This window comes from Arthrobacter sp. TMS2-4 (assembly GCF_054511075.1).
In genome coordinates this window covers 60148-79286 of the sequence record NZ_JBTNDI010000005.1, presented here as the reverse complement: position 1 = coordinate 79286, position 19139 = coordinate 60148, and the positions used below count along the sequence as shown (strand labels likewise).

General features: G+C 70.3%; 20 protein-coding genes. 10 read left to right on the top strand and 10 right to left on the bottom strand.

Translation table 11 applies throughout. The annotated features are described in order from the left end of the window. Positions 1–4: 4 nt before the first annotated feature. Positions 5–811 carry a carbon-nitrogen hydrolase family protein gene (locus ACX80F_RS08730; RefSeq protein WP_459335992.1) on the bottom strand — a complete coding sequence of 269 codons (807 nt, stop codon included), beginning with the start codon at positions 809–811 and terminating at the stop codon, positions 5–7. 106 nt (positions 812–917) lie between these two features. On the opposite strand from ACX80F_RS08730, the gene ACX80F_RS08725 reads away from it, so the two are divergent. Next, a complete protein-coding gene (locus ACX80F_RS08725; RefSeq protein WP_459335991.1) occupies positions 918–1397 on the top strand; it encodes a DUF427 domain-containing protein in 480 nt (159 codons plus the stop codon). 88 nt (positions 1398–1485) lie between these two features. After that, on the top strand, positions 1486–2259 hold the full coding sequence (locus ACX80F_RS08720) for a SurA N-terminal domain-containing protein (RefSeq protein ID WP_459335990.1): 774 nt from the start codon (positions 1486–1488) through the stop codon (positions 2257–2259). A gap of 77 nt (positions 2260–2336) precedes the next feature. Here ACX80F_RS08720 and ACX80F_RS08715 read toward each other — a convergent pair whose 3' ends face one another. Further along, positions 2337–3623: an adenylosuccinate synthase gene (locus ACX80F_RS08715; RefSeq protein WP_459335989.1), complete on the bottom strand. Its 1287-nt coding sequence runs from the start codon at positions 3621–3623 to the stop codon at positions 2337–2339. 237 nt (positions 3624–3860) lie between these two features. Here ACX80F_RS08715 and ACX80F_RS08710 point away from each other — a divergent pair, with 237 nt between their 5' ends. Further along, positions 3861–4463 carry a hypothetical protein gene (locus ACX80F_RS08710; RefSeq protein WP_459335988.1) on the top strand — a complete coding sequence of 201 codons (603 nt, stop codon included), beginning with the start codon at positions 3861–3863 and terminating at the stop codon, positions 4461–4463. Between the two features lie 12 nt (positions 4464–4475). Here the strand turns inward: ACX80F_RS08710 and ACX80F_RS08705 are convergent, their stop codons facing one another. From ACX80F_RS08705 to ACX80F_RS08685, 5 genes are all read right to left on the bottom strand, one after another. Continuing rightward, positions 4476–5345 carry an oxygenase MpaB family protein gene (locus tag ACX80F_RS08705; RefSeq protein WP_459335987.1) on the bottom strand — a complete coding sequence of 290 codons (870 nt, stop codon included), beginning with the start codon at positions 5343–5345 and terminating at the stop codon, positions 4476–4478. 20 nt (positions 5346–5365) lie between these two features. Further along, entirely contained in the window at positions 5366–5575 is a 210-nt protein-coding gene (locus tag ACX80F_RS08700) for a helix-turn-helix domain-containing protein (RefSeq protein WP_459335986.1), read from the bottom strand. Positions 5576–5763: 188 nt separating this feature from the next. After that, entirely contained in the window at positions 5764–6183 is a 420-nt protein-coding gene (locus ACX80F_RS08695; RefSeq protein WP_459335985.1) for a DUF3151 domain-containing protein, read from the bottom strand. 4 nt (positions 6184–6187) lie between these two features. Then, positions 6188–7207, bottom strand: coding sequence for a class II fructose-bisphosphate aldolase (gene fbaA, locus ACX80F_RS08690; protein WP_459335984.1), 1020 nt, complete (start codon positions 7205–7207; stop codon positions 6188–6190). Between the two features lie 92 nt (positions 7208–7299). Further along, positions 7300–7965, bottom strand: a complete 666-nt coding sequence (locus tag ACX80F_RS08685) for a TrmH family RNA methyltransferase (RefSeq protein WP_459335983.1) — start codon at positions 7963–7965, stop codon at positions 7300–7302. 75 nt (positions 7966–8040) lie between these two features. On the opposite strand from ACX80F_RS08685, the gene ACX80F_RS08680 reads away from it, so the two are divergent. Then, positions 8041–8820, top strand: a complete 780-nt coding sequence (locus tag ACX80F_RS08680; RefSeq protein WP_459335982.1) for an HAD-IIA family hydrolase — start codon at positions 8041–8043, stop codon at positions 8818–8820. 7 nt (positions 8821–8827) lie between these two features. Here the strand turns inward: ACX80F_RS08680 and ACX80F_RS08675 are convergent, their stop codons facing one another. The 3 genes from ACX80F_RS08675 to ACX80F_RS08665 all read right to left on the bottom strand — a co-directional run bounded on the left by ACX80F_RS08675 (position 8828) and on the right by ACX80F_RS08665 (position 12033). Continuing rightward, positions 8828–9829 carry an alpha/beta fold hydrolase gene (locus tag ACX80F_RS08675; protein ID WP_459335981.1) on the bottom strand — a complete coding sequence of 334 codons (1002 nt, stop codon included), beginning with the start codon at positions 9827–9829 and terminating at the stop codon, positions 8828–8830. A 35-nt stretch (positions 9830–9864) separates the two neighbouring features. Continuing rightward, a complete protein-coding gene (gene pyrE / locus ACX80F_RS08670; RefSeq protein WP_459335980.1) occupies positions 9865–10437 on the bottom strand; it encodes an orotate phosphoribosyltransferase in 573 nt (190 codons plus the stop codon). 381 nt (positions 10438–10818) lie between these two features. Beyond that, positions 10819–12033, bottom strand: a complete 1215-nt coding sequence (locus tag ACX80F_RS08665) for an ROK family transcriptional regulator (RefSeq protein ID WP_459336110.1) — start codon at positions 12031–12033, stop codon at positions 10819–10821. A 78-nt stretch (positions 12034–12111) separates the two neighbouring features. Between ACX80F_RS08665 and ACX80F_RS08660 the strand changes: the two genes are divergently transcribed. From ACX80F_RS08660 to ACX80F_RS08635, 6 genes are read left to right on the top strand one after another with little or no spacing between them, the layout of a single operon-like run. Then, entirely contained in the window at positions 12112–13629 is a 1518-nt protein-coding gene (locus tag ACX80F_RS08660; protein ID WP_459335979.1) for a sugar ABC transporter ATP-binding protein, read from the top strand. Further along, on the top strand, positions 13626–14690 hold the full coding sequence (locus tag ACX80F_RS08655; RefSeq protein ID WP_459335978.1) for an ABC transporter permease: 1065 nt from the start codon (positions 13626–13628) through the stop codon (positions 14688–14690). Before ACX80F_RS08660 ends, ACX80F_RS08655 begins: the two co-directional genes overlap by 4 nt. After that, the gene (locus tag ACX80F_RS08650) at positions 14687–15781 is read left to right on the top strand and encodes an ABC transporter permease (protein WP_459335977.1); all 1095 of its coding nucleotides are present in this window, start codon (positions 14687–14689) and stop codon (positions 15779–15781) included. Before ACX80F_RS08655 ends, ACX80F_RS08650 begins: the two co-directional genes overlap by 4 nt. After that, positions 15781–17016 (top strand): substrate-binding domain-containing protein, encoded by a 1236-nt coding sequence (locus tag ACX80F_RS08645; RefSeq protein WP_459336109.1) that lies wholly within the window; start codon positions 15781–15783, stop codon positions 17014–17016. The genes ACX80F_RS08650 and ACX80F_RS08645 overlap by 1 nt, the downstream gene beginning before the upstream one ends. A 35-nt stretch (positions 17017–17051) precedes the next feature. Next, the gene (locus ACX80F_RS08640; protein WP_459335976.1) at positions 17052–17960 is read left to right on the top strand and encodes a sugar phosphate isomerase/epimerase family protein; all 909 of its coding nucleotides are present in this window, start codon (positions 17052–17054) and stop codon (positions 17958–17960) included. Further along, positions 17957–19132 (top strand): Gfo/Idh/MocA family protein, encoded by a 1176-nt coding sequence (locus tag ACX80F_RS08635; RefSeq protein WP_459335975.1) that lies wholly within the window; start codon positions 17957–17959, stop codon positions 19130–19132. Before ACX80F_RS08640 ends, ACX80F_RS08635 begins: the two co-directional genes overlap by 4 nt. The last annotated feature ends 7 nt before the right edge of the window (positions 19133–19139 follow it).

Below are 19139 nucleotides of genomic sequence, written 5' to 3'. Positions count from 1 at the left end.
CGCGTCAGTGGGCGTCGACAATGGTCTCGTTCCGGGCGAAGCGCCTGTTCTTCAGGACGGGCAGGAACTCTCGGACGTCGTCGACCCTGCGCCGCGTCACCTCGGCCGTGACGACGCCCCGCTCCTCGTCCTCGAGGTGGGCCTGCGGGACCCCCATGGGGTCGATGACCGCGGAATGGCCGATGGTGTGGCTGCTGGAGGTCCCGGCAGCGGCCACCCACACCGTGTTCTCGATGGCACGCGCCCTGAGCAGGGTCTCCCAGTGCTCGATCTTGTGGTCACCCTTGAACCACGCGGCGGGCACGCAGATGAGATCGGCCCCGGCGTCCGCGAGCGCGCGCGCCTGCTCGGGGAACCGGAGGTCGTAGCAGGTCATGAGGCCCACCCCGAGTCCGCCGAGCCGGGCCACCGTGATGCCGCCGTCACCCGGTTTGATCCGCATGGACTCCTGGTAGCTGAAGGCGTCGTACAGGTGCAGCTTCCGGTACGTGTCCATGATCCGGCCGGTCCCGTCCACGAGGACGAGCGTGTTGAAGGGGCGCTCCTCGCCGCTGGGCTCGTACCCCCCGGCGACGACCGCGATGGAGTGCTCGGCCGCGATGAAGGACAGCTGCTGGACGAAGGAGGTCCAGGCGGCCTCGACCGTGTGCTGGAGAGAGCCCTCGACCCGGCCGACCGCGACCATCGACTCCTCGGGGAAGACGATGAGTTCCGAGCCCCCGGCGGCTGCCTCGGCCGCGAGCTCCCGCATCACGGCGAGGTTCGCCGCGACGTCCCCGCCGGGCCTGAACTGACCAACGCTGACCAACATGTTCCCGCCCTCACGTGTGGATGACACCTACCTTCCAGCGTACAGACCCCGTCCAGATCACCGGAGTAGCCTTCGCTCCATGAGGAACCCGGTGAAGAGACAGCGCATGGAACCCGGCCCCGGACAGGAATCGGTGTGGGACTACCCGAGGCCCCCGCGGGTGGAGCGGACGACGGCGAGGATCGAGGTGCGGTTCGGCGGCAGGCTGATCATCAGCACGGACGACGCCGTCCGGGTCCTCGAGACGAGCCATCCGCCGGTCTACTACCTGCCGATCGAGGCGTTCACCCCCGGGGTCCTGGTACCCGTCGACGGCTCCACGCACTGCGAGTTCAAGGGCGCAGCGAGCTATTTCGACGTCGTCGCCGGGACCGCCCGCAGCCCCCGCGGTGCCTGGACGTACCCCACGCCCGTGAGCGGGTACGAGGACCTCGCCACGCGCGCGGCGCTCTATCCCTCGCGGATGGACGGGTGCACCGTGGACGGCGAACGCGTGCAGGCCCAGGAGGGGGACTTCTACGGCGGGTGGATCACCTCGGCGATCGTCGGCCCCTTCAAGGGCGGCGCGGGGACCTGGGGCTGGTAGCGCCTTGCGGCGGCGTCCAGCAGACGTTCAGGTGGCACGGCTATCGTCGCAGGCTGACCATCGCACGCAACGCAAGGACGGGCTCAGTATGACCATCAAGGGAACAATCCTGGGCCGGCGCCTGCTCGCAGCCGCGTTCGTCGGCTCCATCGCGGTCCTCGGTGGATGCGGTGCCGGGGGCGACGAGCCCGAGGGCGCGGCCGCATCGAGCGCCGCGCCCGCACCGGACGAGTCGGCCGCCGCACAGCCGGAGCCGGACCTCGACGGTGTCCCCGACGTCGTCGCCGTCGTCAACGGCACCGAGATCACGCGGGAGGAATTCACCGCGGCCTACGAGGGCCAGTTCCCGCAGGCGGCCGCCCAGGCGCAGGCCGGCGGCCAGGAGGTGGACCAGGACCTGCTGAAGACGACGGTCGCGGACAACCTCGTGAGCACGGAGCTGCTGCGTCAGGAAGCGGAAGAACGCGGCATCGAGGTCACCCCCGAGGCCCGGGCCGCGGCGATCGAGGATCTGCTGGAAGCCAGTCAGCTGGGCTCCGAGGAGGAGCTGCGTGCAGCCTTCGCCGAGCAGGGGCTGGACGAGGCGGAGTTCGATGCGCAGCTCGCGGACCAGGTGAAGCTCGACGCACTGCTGGCGGAGGAGGCAGGCGACACGACGCCCAGTGACGAGGAGATCCAGGAGGCGTACGACGCCGCGAAGGCCCAGCAGGAAGCCAGCGGGGCCACCGATACGCCGCTGCCCCCGCTCGACGAGGTACGGAACGAGATCGTGGAGCAGCTCGAGGGCGGCAAGGCATCCGAAGCGGCCCAGGCCCTGATCGCGCAGCTGCGCGAGAGCGCGGACATCACCGTCAACCTGTAGCCGCGGACCGGCGCACGAGACCGGGACGGCAGAGGCCCCCTTCGCAGGACGAAGGGGGCCTCTGCCGTCCCGGGGACTCAGTTGATGAGGTCGTTGACCACGATGGTCTGGTCGCGGTCCGGGCCGACGCCGATGGCCGAGAACCGGGTCCCGGAGAGCTTCTCGAGAGCCTGCACGTAGGTCTGCGCGTTGTCTGGCAGGTCCTCGATGGTGCGGGCCCCCGTGATGTCCTCGGTCCAGCCGTCGAAGTACTCGAAGATCGGCTTGGCGTGGTGGAACTCGGTCTGCGTCATGGGCATCTCGTCGTGCCGGACGCCGTCGACGTCGTAGGCGACGCACACCGGGATGCTCTCGATCCCCGTGAGGACGTCGAGCTTCGTCACGAAGTAGTCCGTGAAGCCGTTGACGCGCGACGCGTGGCGCGCCAGCACCGCGTCGTACCACCCGCAGCGGCGCGGACGGCCGGTGTTGACGCCGAACTCGCCGCCGGTCTTCTGCAGGTACGTGCCCATCTCGTCGAAGAGCTCCGTGGGGAAGGGTCCCGCGCCCACCCGCGTGGTGTACGCCTTGATGATGCCGATCGAGCGGGAGATGCGCGTGGGGCCGATGCCCGAACCGACGGATGCGCCGCCGGCCGTGGGGTTCGACGACGTCACGAACGGGTAGGTGCCGTGGTCGACGTCGAGGAAGGTCGCCTGGCCGCCCTCCATGAGGACCACCTTGCCGGCGTCCAGGGCCTCGTTGAGCACGAACGTGGAGTCGATGACGAGGGGACGCAGCCGTTCGGCGAAGGAGAGGAAGTAGGAGACGACCTCCTCGACCTCGACGTCGCGGCGGTTGTACACCTTCACCAGCAGCTCGTTCTTCTGCTTGAGGGAGCCCTCGACCTTCTGGCGCAGGATCGACTCGTCGAAGACGTCCTGGACACGGAGCCCCAGGCGGGCGACCTTGTCCATGTAGGCCGGGCCGATGCCGCGGCCCGTGGTGCCGATCGCGCGCTTGCCGAGGAAGCGTTCGGTGACCTTGTCGAGCACCTGGTGGTAGGGCGCCACGAGGTGGGCGTTGGCGGAGACGCGCAGCTTCGAGGTGTCGGCCCCGCGGGCCTCGAGCCCGTCGATCTCCTCGAAGAGCGCCTCGAGGTTGATGACGCAGCCGTTGCCGATGATCGGCACGGCGTTCGGGCTGAGGATGCCGGCGGGAAGGAGCTTCAGCTCGTACTTCTCGCCGTTGACGACCACGGTGTGCCCGGCGTTGTTGCCGCCGTTCGGCTTCACGACGTAGTCGACCCGGCCGCCCAGCAGGTCAGTGGCCTTGCCCTTACCCTCGTCGCCCCACTGGGCTCCGACAATGACGATTGCTGGCATGGGATCCTCCCCCATCAGGTACGGGTTCCCCCCGCGCGACCGCGGAAAGTGCGCCGTGCATCAGAACGCCCCAACCGGTCGCACACTCGGTGCGGCCACTGGGGCTCTTACCGTCCGAGTTTAGCCGAGGTGTCGGGGGAGTGCCGAAAAAGCTTCGGCCCTGACTGTTGCGGTTCCGTTGCGACTGCTCCCGGCCCCGTCGGGACGCCGTCGGGTGCCCGCGGCACAATGGGGGGCATGGATCGCTTCGAAGGACACATCGCCGGCCTCGGCACCGCCTCGGGTACCCGCCTGGTGATCGGCCGGTGGGACACCTCGCCCTTCGGCGCCTTCACGGACGTCATGATGGAGGACGCGGCGGGCCGGCGGACGCTGCTCGCGCCCAGCGCCGGGATCGCGGAGTACGTCGGAGCCACGTACGCGTTCGACGACGTCGTGCTTACCCCCATCACCTCGGCCCTGGCCGGTGGCCGGCTCGTCGTCGACGCCGGGGACCTGCAGGTCCTCGCCGAGCTCGGCGGCGTCACCGTGCTGGGGCGGCTGCTCGGCCTGGTCCCGCGGCGTGTGGCCACGCATCCGCGGTGGCTCGCGCTGATCAACCCGGTGGCGTCGCTGCTGGTGAAGGGCGTAGCGACGGCCGGTTCCGCCGGGCAGGGCCGCACGGAGTACTACGGCGTCACCTCGGCCCGTGCGGTCCTCGGCGCGACGGCGACGTGGCGGGGCGCGGATCTGGGCACCCTGGCCCCGGTCAGCCCGCCCGTCCGGTTCGGCTTCAGCTCCGCACCGCCCCGCCCGCAGCTGGTGACGGTGACGACGACCATCCGCCGCCCCGAGGAGTGACCACGCCGGCCGTCAGTCGTCCGCGGCCATCCGGTCCCGGGCCACGAGGTAGTGCGGCCAGTAGCGGACCCTTTCCGGGAGCAGGGGCACCACGAGCCGGGTGCCCCACTGGACGACGGCGAACACCAGTCGTTCGCGACGCCGCCACGGGAGGCCGTACCCCTCGCGCAGCTGCGCGGGCAGGATGCCTGCCGCCAGGATGGCGGGCAGCGGCCTGAGCGGTGCCGCGATCAGCGGCGGTTCCGGAGCGAGGATCTGCCGGGCGATGAGGCGGGCCGTGGGACCGGCGTCGAGCGTCCCCCGGACCTGCTCGACGACATAGCGCTCGAGGGCTCGGTAGTCCGCGGGCAGCACGGCGTCCGTCACGCCGAAGAAGTGGGAGAGCCTGGTCATGTCCCGGTAGTAGGCGTCGCGCTCGTCCGCCGTCGTCGGGCGCAGGAAGCGGTCCGTCACCTGGAGGGCGGTCCACACGAGGGTCGCGAACACCCAGAGGGCCAGCCCGGGATCGGTGGCGCTGTAGGGGGTGCCGGCGGGTACCGCAGCGCTGGGGTGCGGCAGCGTCCCGGTGACCCGGCGATGCTTCCGCGCCACCCGGTCCGCGGCCGCGCGGACCTGCACGTGGTCCCCGAACGTGACGGTGAGGACGGCGTCGAGCGTTCCCCGCAGTCGCTGGAGGGGATCCGTGGCGAAATCGCTGTGGGCGCGTACGCCCTCGCCGACCAGTGGGTGCGCGACCTGCAGCAGGAGCGCCGCCGGTCCACCCGCCACGACCAGCCGCTCACGCGCGACGCGCCACACCGTCGACCCTGGCCCGAAGAGACCGGCGTCCCCGGCAACTCCGGGACCGGGCGCGGAAGGGAAGAACCGGGCGAAGCCCCTCATACCGTCCCGTCCGTCATGCGTCAGATGGAGTAGTCGGACCCCGAGTTGGTCGAGGCGATGTACTCCCGCACCGCACTCTGCGGTACCCGGTAGGAGCGTCCGAACCGGATGCTGTGGATCGTCCCGGCCTGCACTAGGCGGTAGACGGTCATCTTCGACACCCGCATCATGGCGGCAACCTCGGCCACCGTGTACAGATCACTGGTACTCACATTCATAGCCATGCTCACCACTACTCCCATCCGCCTCACCACAGTGCGTGGTTCTTTTAACAGTGGTCGCGTTGGTAACACCGGCACAAGGATGAGCACTACTCGATTCTCGGCTCCGGAAGCGAGTAGGTGGTACCTGCTCGGCCCGGACAGCAGGGAAGGCGGGCCGCCGCAGCGGGACCCGCCTTCTCCGTCATCGCGTCAGGTCAGCCGGCGATCTGCGCGCTGGCCTCCGGATCCGATTCCCTGAGGAACACCGCGATCCGCTCCGCCTCCTCGATCTCGCCGATGGAGGCCGCGGCCCGACCCAGGGCGAAGAGCGCCCGCAGGAAGCCACGGTTCGGCTCGTGCGAATACGGGATGGGGCCGGCACCGCGCCAGCCGCTGCGCCGCAGCGCATCCAGACCGCGGTGGTAGCCGGTGCGCGCATAGGCGTAGGACTCGATCGTCCGGCCCTCCGCGTAGGCCTCGTCCGCGAGGACGGCCCACACGAGCGACGACGTCGGGTGGGCGGCGGCCAGATCGACGGCCTCGTCGCCCGCGGCGAAGCGCCCGACGACGTCCGGCTCCTCGGGCAGCAGGGTGGGCTCGGGGCCCAGCAGGTTCCTGCGGAACTCGTCCGACACGGCGCTAGAGCTTCTTGCCGGCGGACCCGAGGGACGCGGCGGCTTCGACGACGCGCGCGGCGAGGCCGGCCTCGGCCGAGGCGCCCCAGACGCGGGGGTCGTAGGTTTTCTTGTTGCCGACCTCGCCGTCGATCTTCAGGACGCCGTCGTAGTTGCGGAGCATGTGGTCCGCAACCGGGCGCGTGAACGCGTACTGGGTGTCCGTGTCGATGTTCATCTTAATGACGCCGTAGGAGACGGCGTCGGCGATCTCCTGGTCCGAGGAGCCGGAGCCGCCGTGGAACACGAGGTCGAACGGCTTGTCCTTGCCGATCTTCTGGCCCACCGTGTCCTGGATCTCCTTGAGGATCTCCGGGCGCAGCTTCACGCCGCCGGGCTTGTACACGCCGTGCACGTTCCCGAAGGTCAGGGCCGTGATGTAGCGGCCGTGCTCGCCGGCGCCGAGGGCGTCGACGGTCGCGAGGGCGTCCTCGACCGTGGTGTAGAGCTTGTCGTTGATGGCGTTCTCGACGCCGTCCTCCTCGCCGCCGACGGTGCCGATCTCGACCTCGAGGATGATCTTCGCGGCCGCGGCGCGGGGCAGGATCTCGCGCGCGATCCGGAGGTTCTCCTCGAGGGTCTCGGCCGAGCCGTCCCACATGTGCGAGTTGAAGATGGGGTCCCTGCCGTTCTTCACGGCCTCCTCGGACGCGGCGAGCAGGGGCAGCACGAAGTCGTCGAGCTTGTCCTTGGGGCAGTGGTCAGTGTGGAGGGCGATGTTGACGTCGTAGTTCTTCGCGACCTCCCGGGCGAAGGCGGCGAAACCGAGCGAGCCGGCGACCATGTCCTTGACGCTCGCGCCGGACCAGTACGCCGCACCGCCCGTGGAGACCTGCACGATGCCGTCGGAGCCCGCCTCGGCGAAGCCGCGCATGGCCGCGTTGAGGGTCTGCGAAGACGTCACGTTCACGGCCGGGAACGCGAAGCCGCCCGTCTTGGCGCGGTCGATCATCTCGGCGTAAACATCAGGGGTTGCAATAGGCATACTGAGGACTCCTTCGTGGTGGTGAGTGCTTCGCTTCATCCTAGCGAGCGGACCTGCCCGGCGCAGTGGGTCAGGTCCGGGATGACGCGGGGTCAGACGGGCTGGCCGAACACGTGCCGGCGCACCCAGCCGTGCATCGCGATCGCGGCGGCCGCGGACGCGTTGATGGACCGGGTGGACCCAAACTGCGCGATCGAGAGGGTCGCCTCGGCCGCGTCGTGGACCTCCGGCGTGAGGCCCGGGCCCTCCTGCCCGAACACGAGCACGCACTTCTCCGGGAGGTCGTAGGTCTCCAGGGGCACGGAGTCCGGGAAGTTGTCGATCCCGATCACGGCCAGCCCCTCGGCCGCGGCCCACGCGGTGAAGTCCGCGACGGTGGGGTGGTGGCGGACGTGCTGGTAGCGGTCGGTGACCATCGCGCCGCGCCGATTCCAGCGTCGTCGTCCGATGATGTGCACCTCCCGGGCGAGGAAAGCGTTCGCGGTACGCACCACGGAACCGATGTTGAGGTCGTGCTGCCAGTTCTCGATGGCCACGTGGAAGCCGTGCCGCCGCTCGTCGAGGTCGGCCACGATCGCCTCGTGCGTCCAGTACCGGTACGCGTCGACGACATTGCGGGTGTCCCCGGAGGCGAGCAGGTCGCGGTCCCAGTGCTCGCCGTCGGGCGCCTCGCCCTCCCACGGGCCGACGCCGACGGGAGGGCCCGGTGCCCCGGGGGCGTCGGGCTGGTCGGGAGTCTCCGGCAGGGATTCATTCACCGTTCAAGCGTAGACGGCACCGAAGGTGGAAGACTGGCAGTGGCAGCTCCCCGCACACCCTGGAAAGGACGCCCCATGCGCGAGAACGAACACATCGAGTGCTGGCTCACGGACATGGACGGGGTCCTGGTGCACGAGAACCAGGCCATCCCGGGCGCGGCCGAACTGATCGAACGGTGGGTGGCCACCTCGAAGCGCTTCCTGGTCCTGACGAACAACTCGATCTACACCCCGCGCGACCTCGCGGCACGCCTCAAGGCGTCCGGGCTCGAGATCCCCGAGGAGAACCTGTGGACGTCGGCGCTGGCCACGGCCCAGTTCCTGCGGGACCAGCTGCCGGGCGGACGGGCGTACGTGATCGGCGAGGCAGGGCTGACGACGGCGCTGCACGAGGCCGGATTCGTCCTCACCGACACGAATCCCGACTACGTGGTACTCGGCGAGACGCGCACCTACTCGTTCGAAGCGATCACCAAGGCGGTCCGCCTCATCCTCGACGGCGCGCGGTTCATCGCGACCAACCCCGACGTCACCGGTCCGTCGAAGGAGGGCCCCCTGCCCGCGACGGGGGCCATCGCGGCCATGATCACGGCGGCGACGAGCCGCGACCCGTACATCGTCGGCAAACCCAACCCGATGATGTTCCGCTCCGCGATGAACCAGATCGACGCGCATTCGGAGACGACGGCGATGATCGGCGACCGCATGGACACCGACATCATCGCCGGCATGGAGGCGGGCCTGCACACGGTCCTCGTGCTCAGCGGCATCACCCAGCCGGCGGACATCGACGCCTACCCCTTCCGTCCGGCGCAGATCTGCGGCTCGGTGGCGGAGCTGATCGACCAGGTCTAGGCCCGGCTCAGAAGAAGCGCTTCCAGCCGCCGCCGCGCGGGACCGGGACGTACTCGCGCTGCACGGCCGAGACGATCTCCTGGTAGATCAACGGGTTCCATTGCGGGCTGGCGTGCGCGGGCAGTGCGCCATCCGTGCGGTGATCGGTCGAGACCACGTTGTCCGGCAGGGAGCGCGCCCAGCCTGCGCGCGCCGTCAGGTAGTTCACGACGCCGTCGTCCGGGTTGCCCGCGAAGACCACCTTGGTGTCGCCGAGGGAGAGCCGGAACCGCGAGACGTCGAAGTGGTAGATGTACGAGGACTGGGTCTGGATGAGTTCGCTGCTGGGCGCGAGGGGGGAGAGCTGCTCGAGCGTCTGGTCCACGATCTGGCTCCAGGTGCGCTCGTTCTTGTGGACGATCCGCTCGCCGAGCTCGTACGTGCCGCGCAGGCTGATCGGCACGCGCACCCCGGCCTCGTAGAGCCGCACCACGCCGTCGAACATGCGCTGGTCGCGGACGTCGTAGCGGCTGGACGGCGAGGAGTCGAGGAAGATGAGCTCCACGGGGATGCCGCGGTCACGCAGTCGCGCCGCGACCTCGACGGCCACCATGCCGCCGAAGCTGTGGCCGTAGAAGTAGAGCCGCTCGAGCCGGAAGTTGTCCACGTAGCGGTTCATGGTGGCCACGACGTTGTTGATGTCCAGGCCGCGGTTGGAGTAGCCCATCACCGCCATCTGTCCCCGCCGGCTGAGGGCAGGACGCAACGAGTTGAGGATCCAGAGCCCCTCCTCCCAGCTCGTCTTGTAACCGGGGAAGAGGACCCACCGGTCGTCGGGGAACCGCGCGCGGGCGTCCTCGTCGTCGAGCGGAAGGATGCGCGTCTGGTCCCGCTCGCCCTGGATGAGGCGCGTGGTGACGAGGTCGGCCGTCACCACGGCGGCCGCGGCGCTGCCGATCAGGAAGGACCGACGCGAGGACTCACGGAAGCTCCGCGCCTGCTGCAGTACCTTGCCGTCGTCGTCCTGCATGGGGAGGTCCGGACCGTGCCCGTGCGCGGTCCCGGTCAGGCGAGACCCAGTTCGTCCTTGCCGAAGGCGAAGAGGTAGGGGACCCCGGCCTCGGACTCGATGCGCTCCTTCGACCCGGTGTCGCGGTCCACGATCACGGCGACGGCGCGCACGTCGCCCCGCGCCCGGCGGACACCCTCGACGGCGGTGAGGGCGGACCCTCCCGTGGTCGAGGTGTCCTCGAGCACGACGACGGGGCGCCCGGCCACATCCGGCCCCTCCACCTGGCGGGCCATGCCGTGGGTCTTCTGGGTCTTGCGGACCACGAAGGCGTCGATGGGTCGGCCGTCCCGCGCCGCGGCGTGCATCACGGCGGTGCCGACCGGATCGGCGCCCATCGTCAGGCCGCCCGCGGCCTCGAAGGCGATACCGGCGTCGTCGAGCAGTTGGAGCATGACGCGTCCGACGAGCACGGACGCCTCATGGTGCAGCGTGACCCGGCGGAGGTCGATGTAGTAGTCGGCCTCGACCCCGCTCGAGAGCGTGACGCGCTCGTGGACCACGGCGAGTTCCTTGATGAGCTCCAGGAGGCGGGAGCGGTCGGCGGTCTGCGCGGTCTCGGCGGTCATGCGGCCAGTCTATCGAGGCCCTGCCGACGCGTCGCACGTCGCCGCGCGGGCCGTACCGGGCCCGGGGACATCGGCCGGGTCCACTGCGCGGCGGGCGGCGTGTCGCGACGGGATACACCCCTCCGGGGACCGATCCCCCGGGATCGTTCCGAACCGGCCCGGAGTTGTCCACCTTCGGGCGACCGATGCCCTGCTCCACGCACTGCACTGTCTTCCGGCCGTCGACGCCGCCGTGATGGTCGAGAGTTCCCTGCGGCGCGGAGACACCGCGAGGGCCTTCCTCCTGGAGGGCTTCCTCGTGGTGGAGGTCGACGGCGACGCCTGCCACTCCAGCCGCGCGGCCCGGCAACGACCCCGCAGCCGGCACGCGGCCGACGCCGGTCACCCGCCGATCGCACTCGCGGCGTCGATCGCTTCCGGAGAGAGGACATGGGAGATGGCCAGGACCGCCGCACCGGCGACACCCGCGCTCTGGCCGGAGACCGACGGGACGATCCGCAGGTGCTCCGTCGCGAGCGGCAGCGACCGCGTGTACACGACCTCCCGGATCCCGGCGAGCAGGTGCTCGCCGGCCTGGGCGAGGGAACCGCCGATCACGACGATCGAGGGGTTGATCAGATTCACGCACATCGCCACCACGTCACCGATGTCGCGGCCCGCCTGCCGGACGGCCTGGAGCGCCGTGGCGTCACCGGACCGCAGGAGGTCGATCACGTCCTGGCTGCCCGCGACGCCAGGGCGCGCGCCGAGGGCGGCCGCGAGCGCCGGGCCGCTGGCCACGGCTTCGAGGCAGCCGGTGTTCCCGCAGCGGCACGGGGCCTCGCCCGCGGAGGCGACACGGACATGCCCCAGATCGCCCGCCGTGCCCTGCGCCCCTCGCTGCAGCACGCCGCCCGAGATGATGCCCGCGCCGATGCCGGTCGCCACCTTGATGAACATCAGGTCGCCCACGTCGGGCCAGTTGCTGCTCTGTTCGCCCAGCGCCATGATGTTGACGTCGTTGTCCACGAGGACGGGGACGTCGAAGCTCGCCTGGACGATCCCCGGCACGTCACTCCTGTCCCAGCCCGGCATGATCGGCGGGTTGATCGGGCGCCCGGTGTCGTGCTCCACCGGCCCGGGTAGCCCGATGCCGATGGCCGCGAGATCCTCCGTGCGTTCCGCCGCGCGCAGCAGCCGACCGATGGCCGAGACCAACCACCCGAGGACGGCGTCGGGCCCGTCCGCGATACTGATGTCCTGCCGCTCCCGGGCGAGCTCCTCGCCGGCAAGGTCCGCCAGGATGACGACGGCGTGGGTGGCCCCGAGGTCGGCGCCGATGACCACCCGCGCCGAGGGATTCAGCGCGAACAGGGACGGCGGCCGCCCTCCGGTGGAGACGCCGCCGATGGGCGACACGAGGCCGAGTCCCGTGAGGACGTCCACGCGGGCAGCGACGGTGGAGCGGGCCAGTCCGGTGATCTGGGCGAGTTCGGCACGCGTGCGCGGCCGGCCGTCCCGGAGGACCTGGAAGATGTCGCTGGCGCCCGACGGCGATGGAGCAGCGGACCGCGGGCGTGAACCGTGGCTCGTGAGTGCCGGGGCGGGCTGCGGGATGGACACACTTCCATTGAAGCACGAGCACCTTTTGTATGCCTATCGACAAAAGTAGGTGGTCCATGTCACAGTGGGCGCGTGGACGACGCCGTCAGCAGCACCAGGGACCCGGCTCCGGTCCTGCACGTCACCGGACTCTCGAAGAGCTTCTTCGGAGTGCCGGTCCTCGAGGACGCGTTCCTGGATCTGTTCCCCGGAGAGGTCCACGGACTCGTCGGCGAGAACGGGGCGGGCAAGTCCACCCTGATGAAACTGCTCGCCGGCGTGCATGTGCGCGATGCCGGGACGGTGGAGATCGACGGGCGGCCCGTCACCTTCACCCACCCGTTGCAGGCGAGGCGCGCAGGGCTCTCCACCGTCTTCCAGGAGTTCAACCTGCTGCCCGAGCGCACCGTGGCGCAGAACATCTACCTGGGGCGGGAGCCGAGGAAAGGGCTCCTGGTGGACCGTCGGGCCATGGCCAGGGACACCGCTTCGCTGCTCGAGCAACTCGGCATCACCAACATCCGGCCGAATGACGTGATCAGTTCGCTCTCGGTCGCGCAGCAGCAGATCGTGGAGATCGCCAAGGCCGTCAGTTACGACGCCCGGATCATCTCGATGGACGAACCGACGGCCGCGCTCGCCGGCCCGGAGGTCGACCTGCTGTACGGGATCATCGACCGGCTCCGGAAACGCGGGACGGCGATCCTCTACGTCTCCCATCGCCTGAAGGAGGTCTTCGACCTCTGCGACACCATCACCGTGCTGAAGGACGGGCGGGTGGTGACGTCGTCGCCCGCCGCGGACCTGGACGACGCCTCACTCGTGCGGGCCATGGTCGGCCGGCCCATCTCGGCGTTCTTCCCCGACCCCGTGCCGGGGACCGCCGTCGGGAACGCCCTGCTGGAGGTCCGCGGCGCCGGCAACGACCAGCTCGACGACATCCACCTCACGCTGCGGGCCGGGGAGATCGTCGGGGTCGCGGGGCTCCAGGGGTCGGGCCGCTCGGAGCTCGTCCACGCGGTCTTCGGCGCGGCACCGTTCACCCGCGGGACCGTGACCCTCGGCGGGCGCGACCACCCGCCGGCCTCGCCCCGGGAAGCCATCCGGCAGCGCGTCGCCCTGATCACCGAGGACCGCAAGGCGGAGGGCCTCAGCCTGAACCAGTCCATCATCGACAACGCGCTGAGCGTCGTGCGGTCCGTTCATCCCGGCCGCACGGCAGCAGCACGCCGCGAAGCGCCCGGTGTGTTCTCCTCCCTGGAGGTCATTGCACGCGACCTCGACCAGGAGGTGCAGTACCTGTCCGGCGGGAACCAGCAGAAGGTCGTGCTCGCCAAGTGGCTCGCGATCGATCCGCAGGTCGTGCTCCTCGACGAACCGACGCGCGGCATCGACGTCGGGGCGAAGGTCGCCGTCTACACCCTCATGCGCCGCCTGGCGCGGGAAGGCAAGGCCATCCTCATGGTCTCCAGCGAACTGCCCGAGGTGCTCGGCATGTCCGACCGGGTGATCGTCATGCGGGACGGCCGCGTCGCCGGCGAGGCGCCGGCCGGCGCCTCCGAGGAGCAGATCCTGCACCTCGCGACGGGCGCGCGGGGGGTCCCCTCGTGACCCGCCTGACCTCGACGCACATCGTCTACCTCGTCGCCCTGCTGACGATCGTCGCGGGTACCGTCCTCGTGGGCTCCACGGGCCGCAGCTTCTTCAGCCCCGGCAACATCTCCGACATCCTCACCGGGACCAGCATCCTCGGCTTCATCGCGATCGGGCAGACCCTCGTGATCCTCGTCGGGAGCCTGGACCTCTCCGTACCGTACGTCATCAGCCTCTCGAGCCTCATCGGAGCCGGCATCATGGCGAACCAGCCGGGGAACATCCTGCCCGCCGTGCTCGCCGCGCTGCTCGTCTCCGGGCTCATCGGTCTCGCCAACGGAGCGGTGGTCGCCGGGCTGAAGGTCCACGGCTTCATCGCCACGCTCGGGATGGGACTCATCGTCAGCGGCTACCTCGGGTCCAACTACCAGGGCAGCTCGGGCCAGGCACCGCTGGCCTTCCGCCTCGTCGGCGCCACCGGCATCGGGCCGGTCCCGGTCTCCACCCTCATCATGCTCGCGTGCGCCGCCGTCGTCCTGCTCATGCTGAACACCACGCGCCTCGGGCATGCCATGTACGCCGTGGGCGGCGACGCCTCGGTCGCGAGGATGTCCGGGATCAGGACCGCGACGCCGGTCGTCGCGGCCCACGTGATCTGCTCCCTCCTGGCCGGGCTGGCGGGCCTGCTGCTGGCCGCCCGGCTCGGCGTCGGGAGCCCGACCATCGGCTCGCAGGGCGGTTACGACCTCCTGTCGATCGCCGCCGTCGTGCTCGGCGGCACCCTCCTCGCCGGCGGCAAGGGCTCCCTCGTGGGAACCCTCGGTGGTGTCCTGATCTTCGCCATGCTGGACAACATCATGAGCGTGCTGCAGGTCAATCCCTTCCTCAAGGACGTGGTCCGCGGCGTCGTGATCGTGGTGGCCGTCGCCGTCTACGCGCGGCGCACGGTCGTGCACCGTCAGGCCCGCTTCGGACGCGGAGTCCCGCACAGCGAGGATCCCCCGACGACGGGAGCCCGGCACGACGACGGACCGGCCGACGACGCGGGCCGCGGCGCACGGAACGGGGTGTCCGCATGAGCGTCGCCACCGGCCGTGCCGTCCTCGAGCAGAACCGGTCCCCGCGGGGAGAGCGCCTGGCCCGGGCGCTCCGCTCCCCGAGCGGCGGGGTCTTCGTCCTCGTCGTCGTCCTCCTCGTCGCCGTCCTGGCGGCGAACCCCTCCTTCGGCGAGCCGGGATCCCTGATCCGGTTCGTCGGCCGCACGGCTCCCATCGCCATCGCCGCCATCGGCCAGTACTTCGTCATCGTGTCCGGTGAGTTCGACCTGTCCATGGGATCCGTCGTCACCGCGCAGGTCATCATCGCCGGCAACCTCGTCGGCCAGGACGAATCGCGCACCGTTCCCGTCCTGGTCCTCATGATCGTGTTCGGCGCATTCATCGGACTCGTCAACGGACTCGTGACCACCCTTCTGAAGGTCCCGAGCTTCATCGCGACGCTCGGGATGATGCTCGCCCTGCTCGGCCTCGTCCTGTACTGGACGGGCGGAGCCGCAACGGGGAATCCCGCCGACACCTTCCGCCAGATCGGCCGCGGCGGCATCCAGGACGTCCCCGTCCTCGACGTGATCCCCTACCCCGTCCTCCTCCTCGCGGTCATCGCGGCGGGCGCGTTCTGGCTCATGCGCCGACCCTACGGACGCACCCTGATCGCCATCGGCGACAACGCGCAGGCTGCCGCCCTGACCGGCGCGCCGGTCTGGTGGGTCCGCACCCGCGCCTTCATGCTGTCCTCGCTCGCGGCGACGGTGGCCGGGGTGATCCTGGTCGGGTACGCAGGCGTGCACCCCTCCGTGGGCCAGGGCTACGAATTCACCGCCATCACCGCCGTCGTCCTCGGCGGGGTGGTCCTCGGAGGAGGCCGCGGCTGGGTCCTGTCCGCCGCCGCGGGGGCGTTCGCCCTCGAGCTGCTCTTCACCCTCCTGAACTTCCTCGGCGTCCAGTCCACGTGGCGGGACACCGTGCAGGGCGTCATCATCATCGTCGCCGTCGCCGCGGCCGCCCGGACCTGGCAGCGCAAGCGGCGCGGCTCCAGCACCCAGGCCCATGACCAGCACCGTCCGATAGCAGCACCACAGCCCGCACCGGGCACCACTGAGGGAGGAACATGATGCGTGGAAGCATCCTGGGCAAGGTCACGGTGATCGCAGCGACGACGCTGTTCGCCCTGACGGCCTGCACCACCGATTCATCCATCGAGGACCCGCCGGCGTCCGAGGCCGCAGCGGGCGAGTCCGCGGCGGCCGAGCAGCCCACCGGGGACAGCACGGAGTGGTTCGACCAGGCCGTGTACGACACGCAGGACGAACAGCGCTCGGCCACCTTCGAGGGCGATCCCGAGCAGCCGTATCTGCAGTACATCGACGGCGAGATGACGGACACCTCGTCGTTCGCCTCGGAGGGGGCCAAGAAGGCGTGCTTCTCGAACGCGTCGATCTCCAACCCGTGGCGCCAGACGGGCTGGATCACCATGAACGAGCAGCTGAAGGTGCTGCAGGAGTCCGGCGTCATCTCCGAGATGGAGACGCGTGACGCGCAGGACGACGACAACACGCAGATCGCCGACATCGACTACTTCATCTCCGACGGCGACTGCGACGCCTTCATCATCTCCCCCAACTCGACGGCGGCGATGACGCCGGCCGTCGAGCGGGCCTGTGAGACGGGGAAGCCGGTGATCGTGTTCGACCGCGGCGTGCAGACCGACTGCCCGTTGACCTTCATCCATCCCATCGGCGGCTTCGCCTGGGGCATCGACACCGCCGAATTCCTCAGCGAGCGTCTCGAGGAGGGAGACAAGGTGGTCGCCCTGCGGATCCTCCCCGGCGTGGACGTCCTCGAGCAGCGCTGGGCCGCGGCCGAGCGCATCTTCGAGGAGAACGGCATCGAGGCCGTCGACTACTTCACCGGGGCGGACCCCGTGGAGATCAAGTCGATCATCGCGGACGAGCTGGCCAAGGGCGACGTCCAGGGCGTCTGGATGGACGCCGGCGACGGCGCCGTCGCCGCCATCGAGGCCTTCGAGGACGCCGGGGCCGAACTGCCCGTCATGACCGGTGAGGACGAGATGAGCTTCCTGCGCAAGTGGGAGGAGACCGGCATCGACGGCCTCGCGCCCGTCTACTCGAACTTCCAGTGGCGGACGCCGCTGCTGGCGCTCGAGAAGATCTTCAAGGGCGAGGAGATCCCGGCGGAGTGGGTGCTTCCCCAGTCGCCCATCACCGAGGACGAGCGCGCGGAGTTCCTGGCCGCCAACGAGGGCATGCCGGACGGCCACTACGCCAAGTTCGGCGGCGAGGACCTGCCGGGGTACCCGGAGGTCTGGCAGGAACGCCAGATCCCCTGACCGCAATCCCACCGCTACAGGAAGGAGGCAGGACCGTGGACACCGGCTACGTCCGCCCGATCGGCGTCAACACCTGGGTCTGGACGTCGCCGCTGACGGACGCGGATCTGCCTCCCCTCCTGCGCCGGATCGCCGCGATGGGCTTCGACGCCGTCGAACTGCCCCTCGAGAACGTCGGCGACCTCACGGTGGAGGTGGTTCGGGACGTCCTCGCGGACACGGGTCTGAGACCTTACGTGGTGGGGGCCATGGCGCCCGGCCGGGACCTCGTCGGCGCCCCCGACGCCACCATCCGGAGCACCCAGCAGTACCTCCTCGGATGCGTCGGATTCGCGGGCGGCATCGGGGCCACCACGGTGTGCGGGCCGTTCTACGCGCAGACCGGGCGGCTCTGGCGCATGGACGACGCCGAACGCGCGCAGGCCTACGCGGAACTGCGCCGCAACCTCGCCCCCGTGGCGGAGGCGGCCGTCCGTGCCGGCGTCGTCCTGGGGATCGAACCGCTCAACCGGTACGAGACCTCCCTCATCAACACCGTGGAACAGGCGATCGACGCGCTCGGTCCGCTCCTCGGCCACGGCGTCGGGCTGGCCCTGGACACCTACCACCTCAACATCGAGGAACGGTCCACGCCCGACGCCCTCCGGAGGGCCGGCGCACACCTCGTCCACCTGCAGGTGTGCGGCAACGACCGCGGCGCGCCCGGCGGTGACCAGACCGACTGGCCCGCGCTGTTCCGGGCGCTGGACGACGTCCGGTACCAGGGAGGGCTGACCATCGAGAGCTTCACCGCACACAACGCCAGCATCGCCACGGCCGCGGCCATCTGGCGTCCCCTGGCCCCATCCCAGGACCTGCTGGCAGAGAATGGGTTGACCTTCCTCCGCCACGCGGAGCCCTCCCGGCCCCGGGACGCACCACCCCCACAAGGAGAAACCCCATGACGAGCCCCGTGCCCGCACCCGCCGACGCCGCCCGGCCCCTCGGCGTCGCCATGATCGGCTACGCCTTCATGGGCAAGGCCCACTCGGCAGCCTGGCGGACGGTCGGCAGCCACTTCGACGTCCCCGCCATCGCGCGGCGCGTCGTCGTCGGCCGTGATGCCGAGAAGGCAGCGGAGGCCGCCGCGCGCTACGGCTGGGAGGGCTTCGCCACCGACTGGCGCGAGGTGATCCACCGCGACGACGTCGACATCGTGGACATCTGCACGCCCGGCTATCTGCACGCCGAGATCGCCATCGAGGCCTTGAAGGCGGGCAAGCACGTCCTCGTGGAGAAGCCGCTGGCCAACACCCTCGAGGAGGGCGCCGAGATGGTGGCCGCCGCGGCGGAGGCGAGGGCGCGGGGCGTCCAGTCCATGGTCGGCTTCAACTACCGGCGCGTACCCGCCCTCGCGCACGCGCGCACACTGATCGCGGACGGGCGGCTGGGCGCCATCCGCCAGCTGCGGGTCGCCTACCTGCAGGACTGGCTCTCGGATCCCGACTCCCCCATGACCTGGCGACTGCGCCGGGAGACCGCCGGGTCGGGTGCCCTCGGCGACATCGCCTCCCACGCCCTCGACCAAGTGCAGTTCCTCACCGGCCAGGAGGTCACCGAGGTCTCCGGGCGGCTGCGGACCTTCGTCGGGCAGCGCCCGGGCGAGGGCGGGCCGGAGCCGGTGACGGTCGACGACGCCGCCTGGATCACCGCCGAGCTCTCCGGGGGCGCCGTCGCGACCGTCGAGGTCTCACGCATGGCGACCGGGGTGAAGAACGGGCTGCACATCGAGGTCTTCGGCGAGCGCGGGGCCCTGCGCTTCGACCTCGAGAACCTCAACGAGCTGTGGTTCATGGAGGCCTCCGGGCCGGCCACCGAACAGGGCTTCCGCCGCATCCTGGTCAGCGAGCCCGGCCACCCCTACCTCGAGGGATGGTGGCCGGCGGGTCACATCATCGGGTGGGAGCACACCTTCACGCACCAGTTCCGCGACTTCCTCGCCTCGATCCGGACCGGCGAGCCGCCACAACCTTCCTTCGAGGCCGGACTGCAGATCCAGCGCGTCCTCGCCGCCGTCGAGGAGAGCGCCGGCGCCCGGAGCGCCGTCGTCGCCCTCGATCCAGCCGCCCAGCCGTAGACCACCC

Coding starts and splice junctions, on each gene's coding strand:
- ACX80F_RS08730 (WP_459335992.1), bottom strand. CDS start 811: ATGTTGGTCAGCGTTGGTCAGTTCAGGCCCGGCGGGGACGTCGCGGCG.
- ACX80F_RS08725 (WP_459335991.1), top strand. CDS start 918: ATGGAACCCGGCCCCGGACAGGAATCGGTGTGGGACTACCCGAGGCCC.
- ACX80F_RS08720 (WP_459335990.1), top strand. CDS start 1,486: ATGACCATCAAGGGAACAATCCTGGGCCGGCGCCTGCTCGCAGCCGCG.
- ACX80F_RS08715 (WP_459335989.1), bottom strand. CDS start 3,623: ATGCCAGCAATCGTCATTGTCGGAGCCCAGTGGGGCGACGAGGGTAAG.
- ACX80F_RS08710 (WP_459335988.1), top strand. CDS start 3,861: ATGGATCGCTTCGAAGGACACATCGCCGGCCTCGGCACCGCCTCGGGT.
- ACX80F_RS08705 (WP_459335987.1), bottom strand. CDS start 5,345: ATGAGGGGCTTCGCCCGGTTCTTCCCTTCCGCGCCCGGTCCCGGAGTT.
- fbaA (WP_459335984.1), bottom strand. CDS start 7,207: ATGCCTATTGCAACCCCTGATGTTTACGCCGAGATGATCGACCGCGCC.
- ACX80F_RS08680 (WP_459335982.1), top strand. CDS start 8,041: ATGCGCGAGAACGAACACATCGAGTGCTGGCTCACGGACATGGACGGG.
- ACX80F_RS08675 (WP_459335981.1), bottom strand. CDS start 9,829: ATGCAGGACGACGACGGCAAGGTACTGCAGCAGGCGCGGAGCTTCCGT.
- pyrE (WP_459335980.1), bottom strand. CDS start 10,437: ATGACCGCCGAGACCGCGCAGACCGCCGACCGCTCCCGCCTCCTGGAG.
- ACX80F_RS08650 (WP_459335977.1), top strand. CDS start 14,687: ATGAGCGTCGCCACCGGCCGTGCCGTCCTCGAGCAGAACCGGTCCCCG.
- ACX80F_RS08645 (WP_459336109.1), top strand. CDS start 15,781: ATGCGTGGAAGCATCCTGGGCAAGGTCACGGTGATCGCAGCGACGACG.
- ACX80F_RS08635 (WP_459335975.1), top strand. CDS start 17,957: ATGACGAGCCCCGTGCCCGCACCCGCCGACGCCGCCCGGCCCCTCGGC.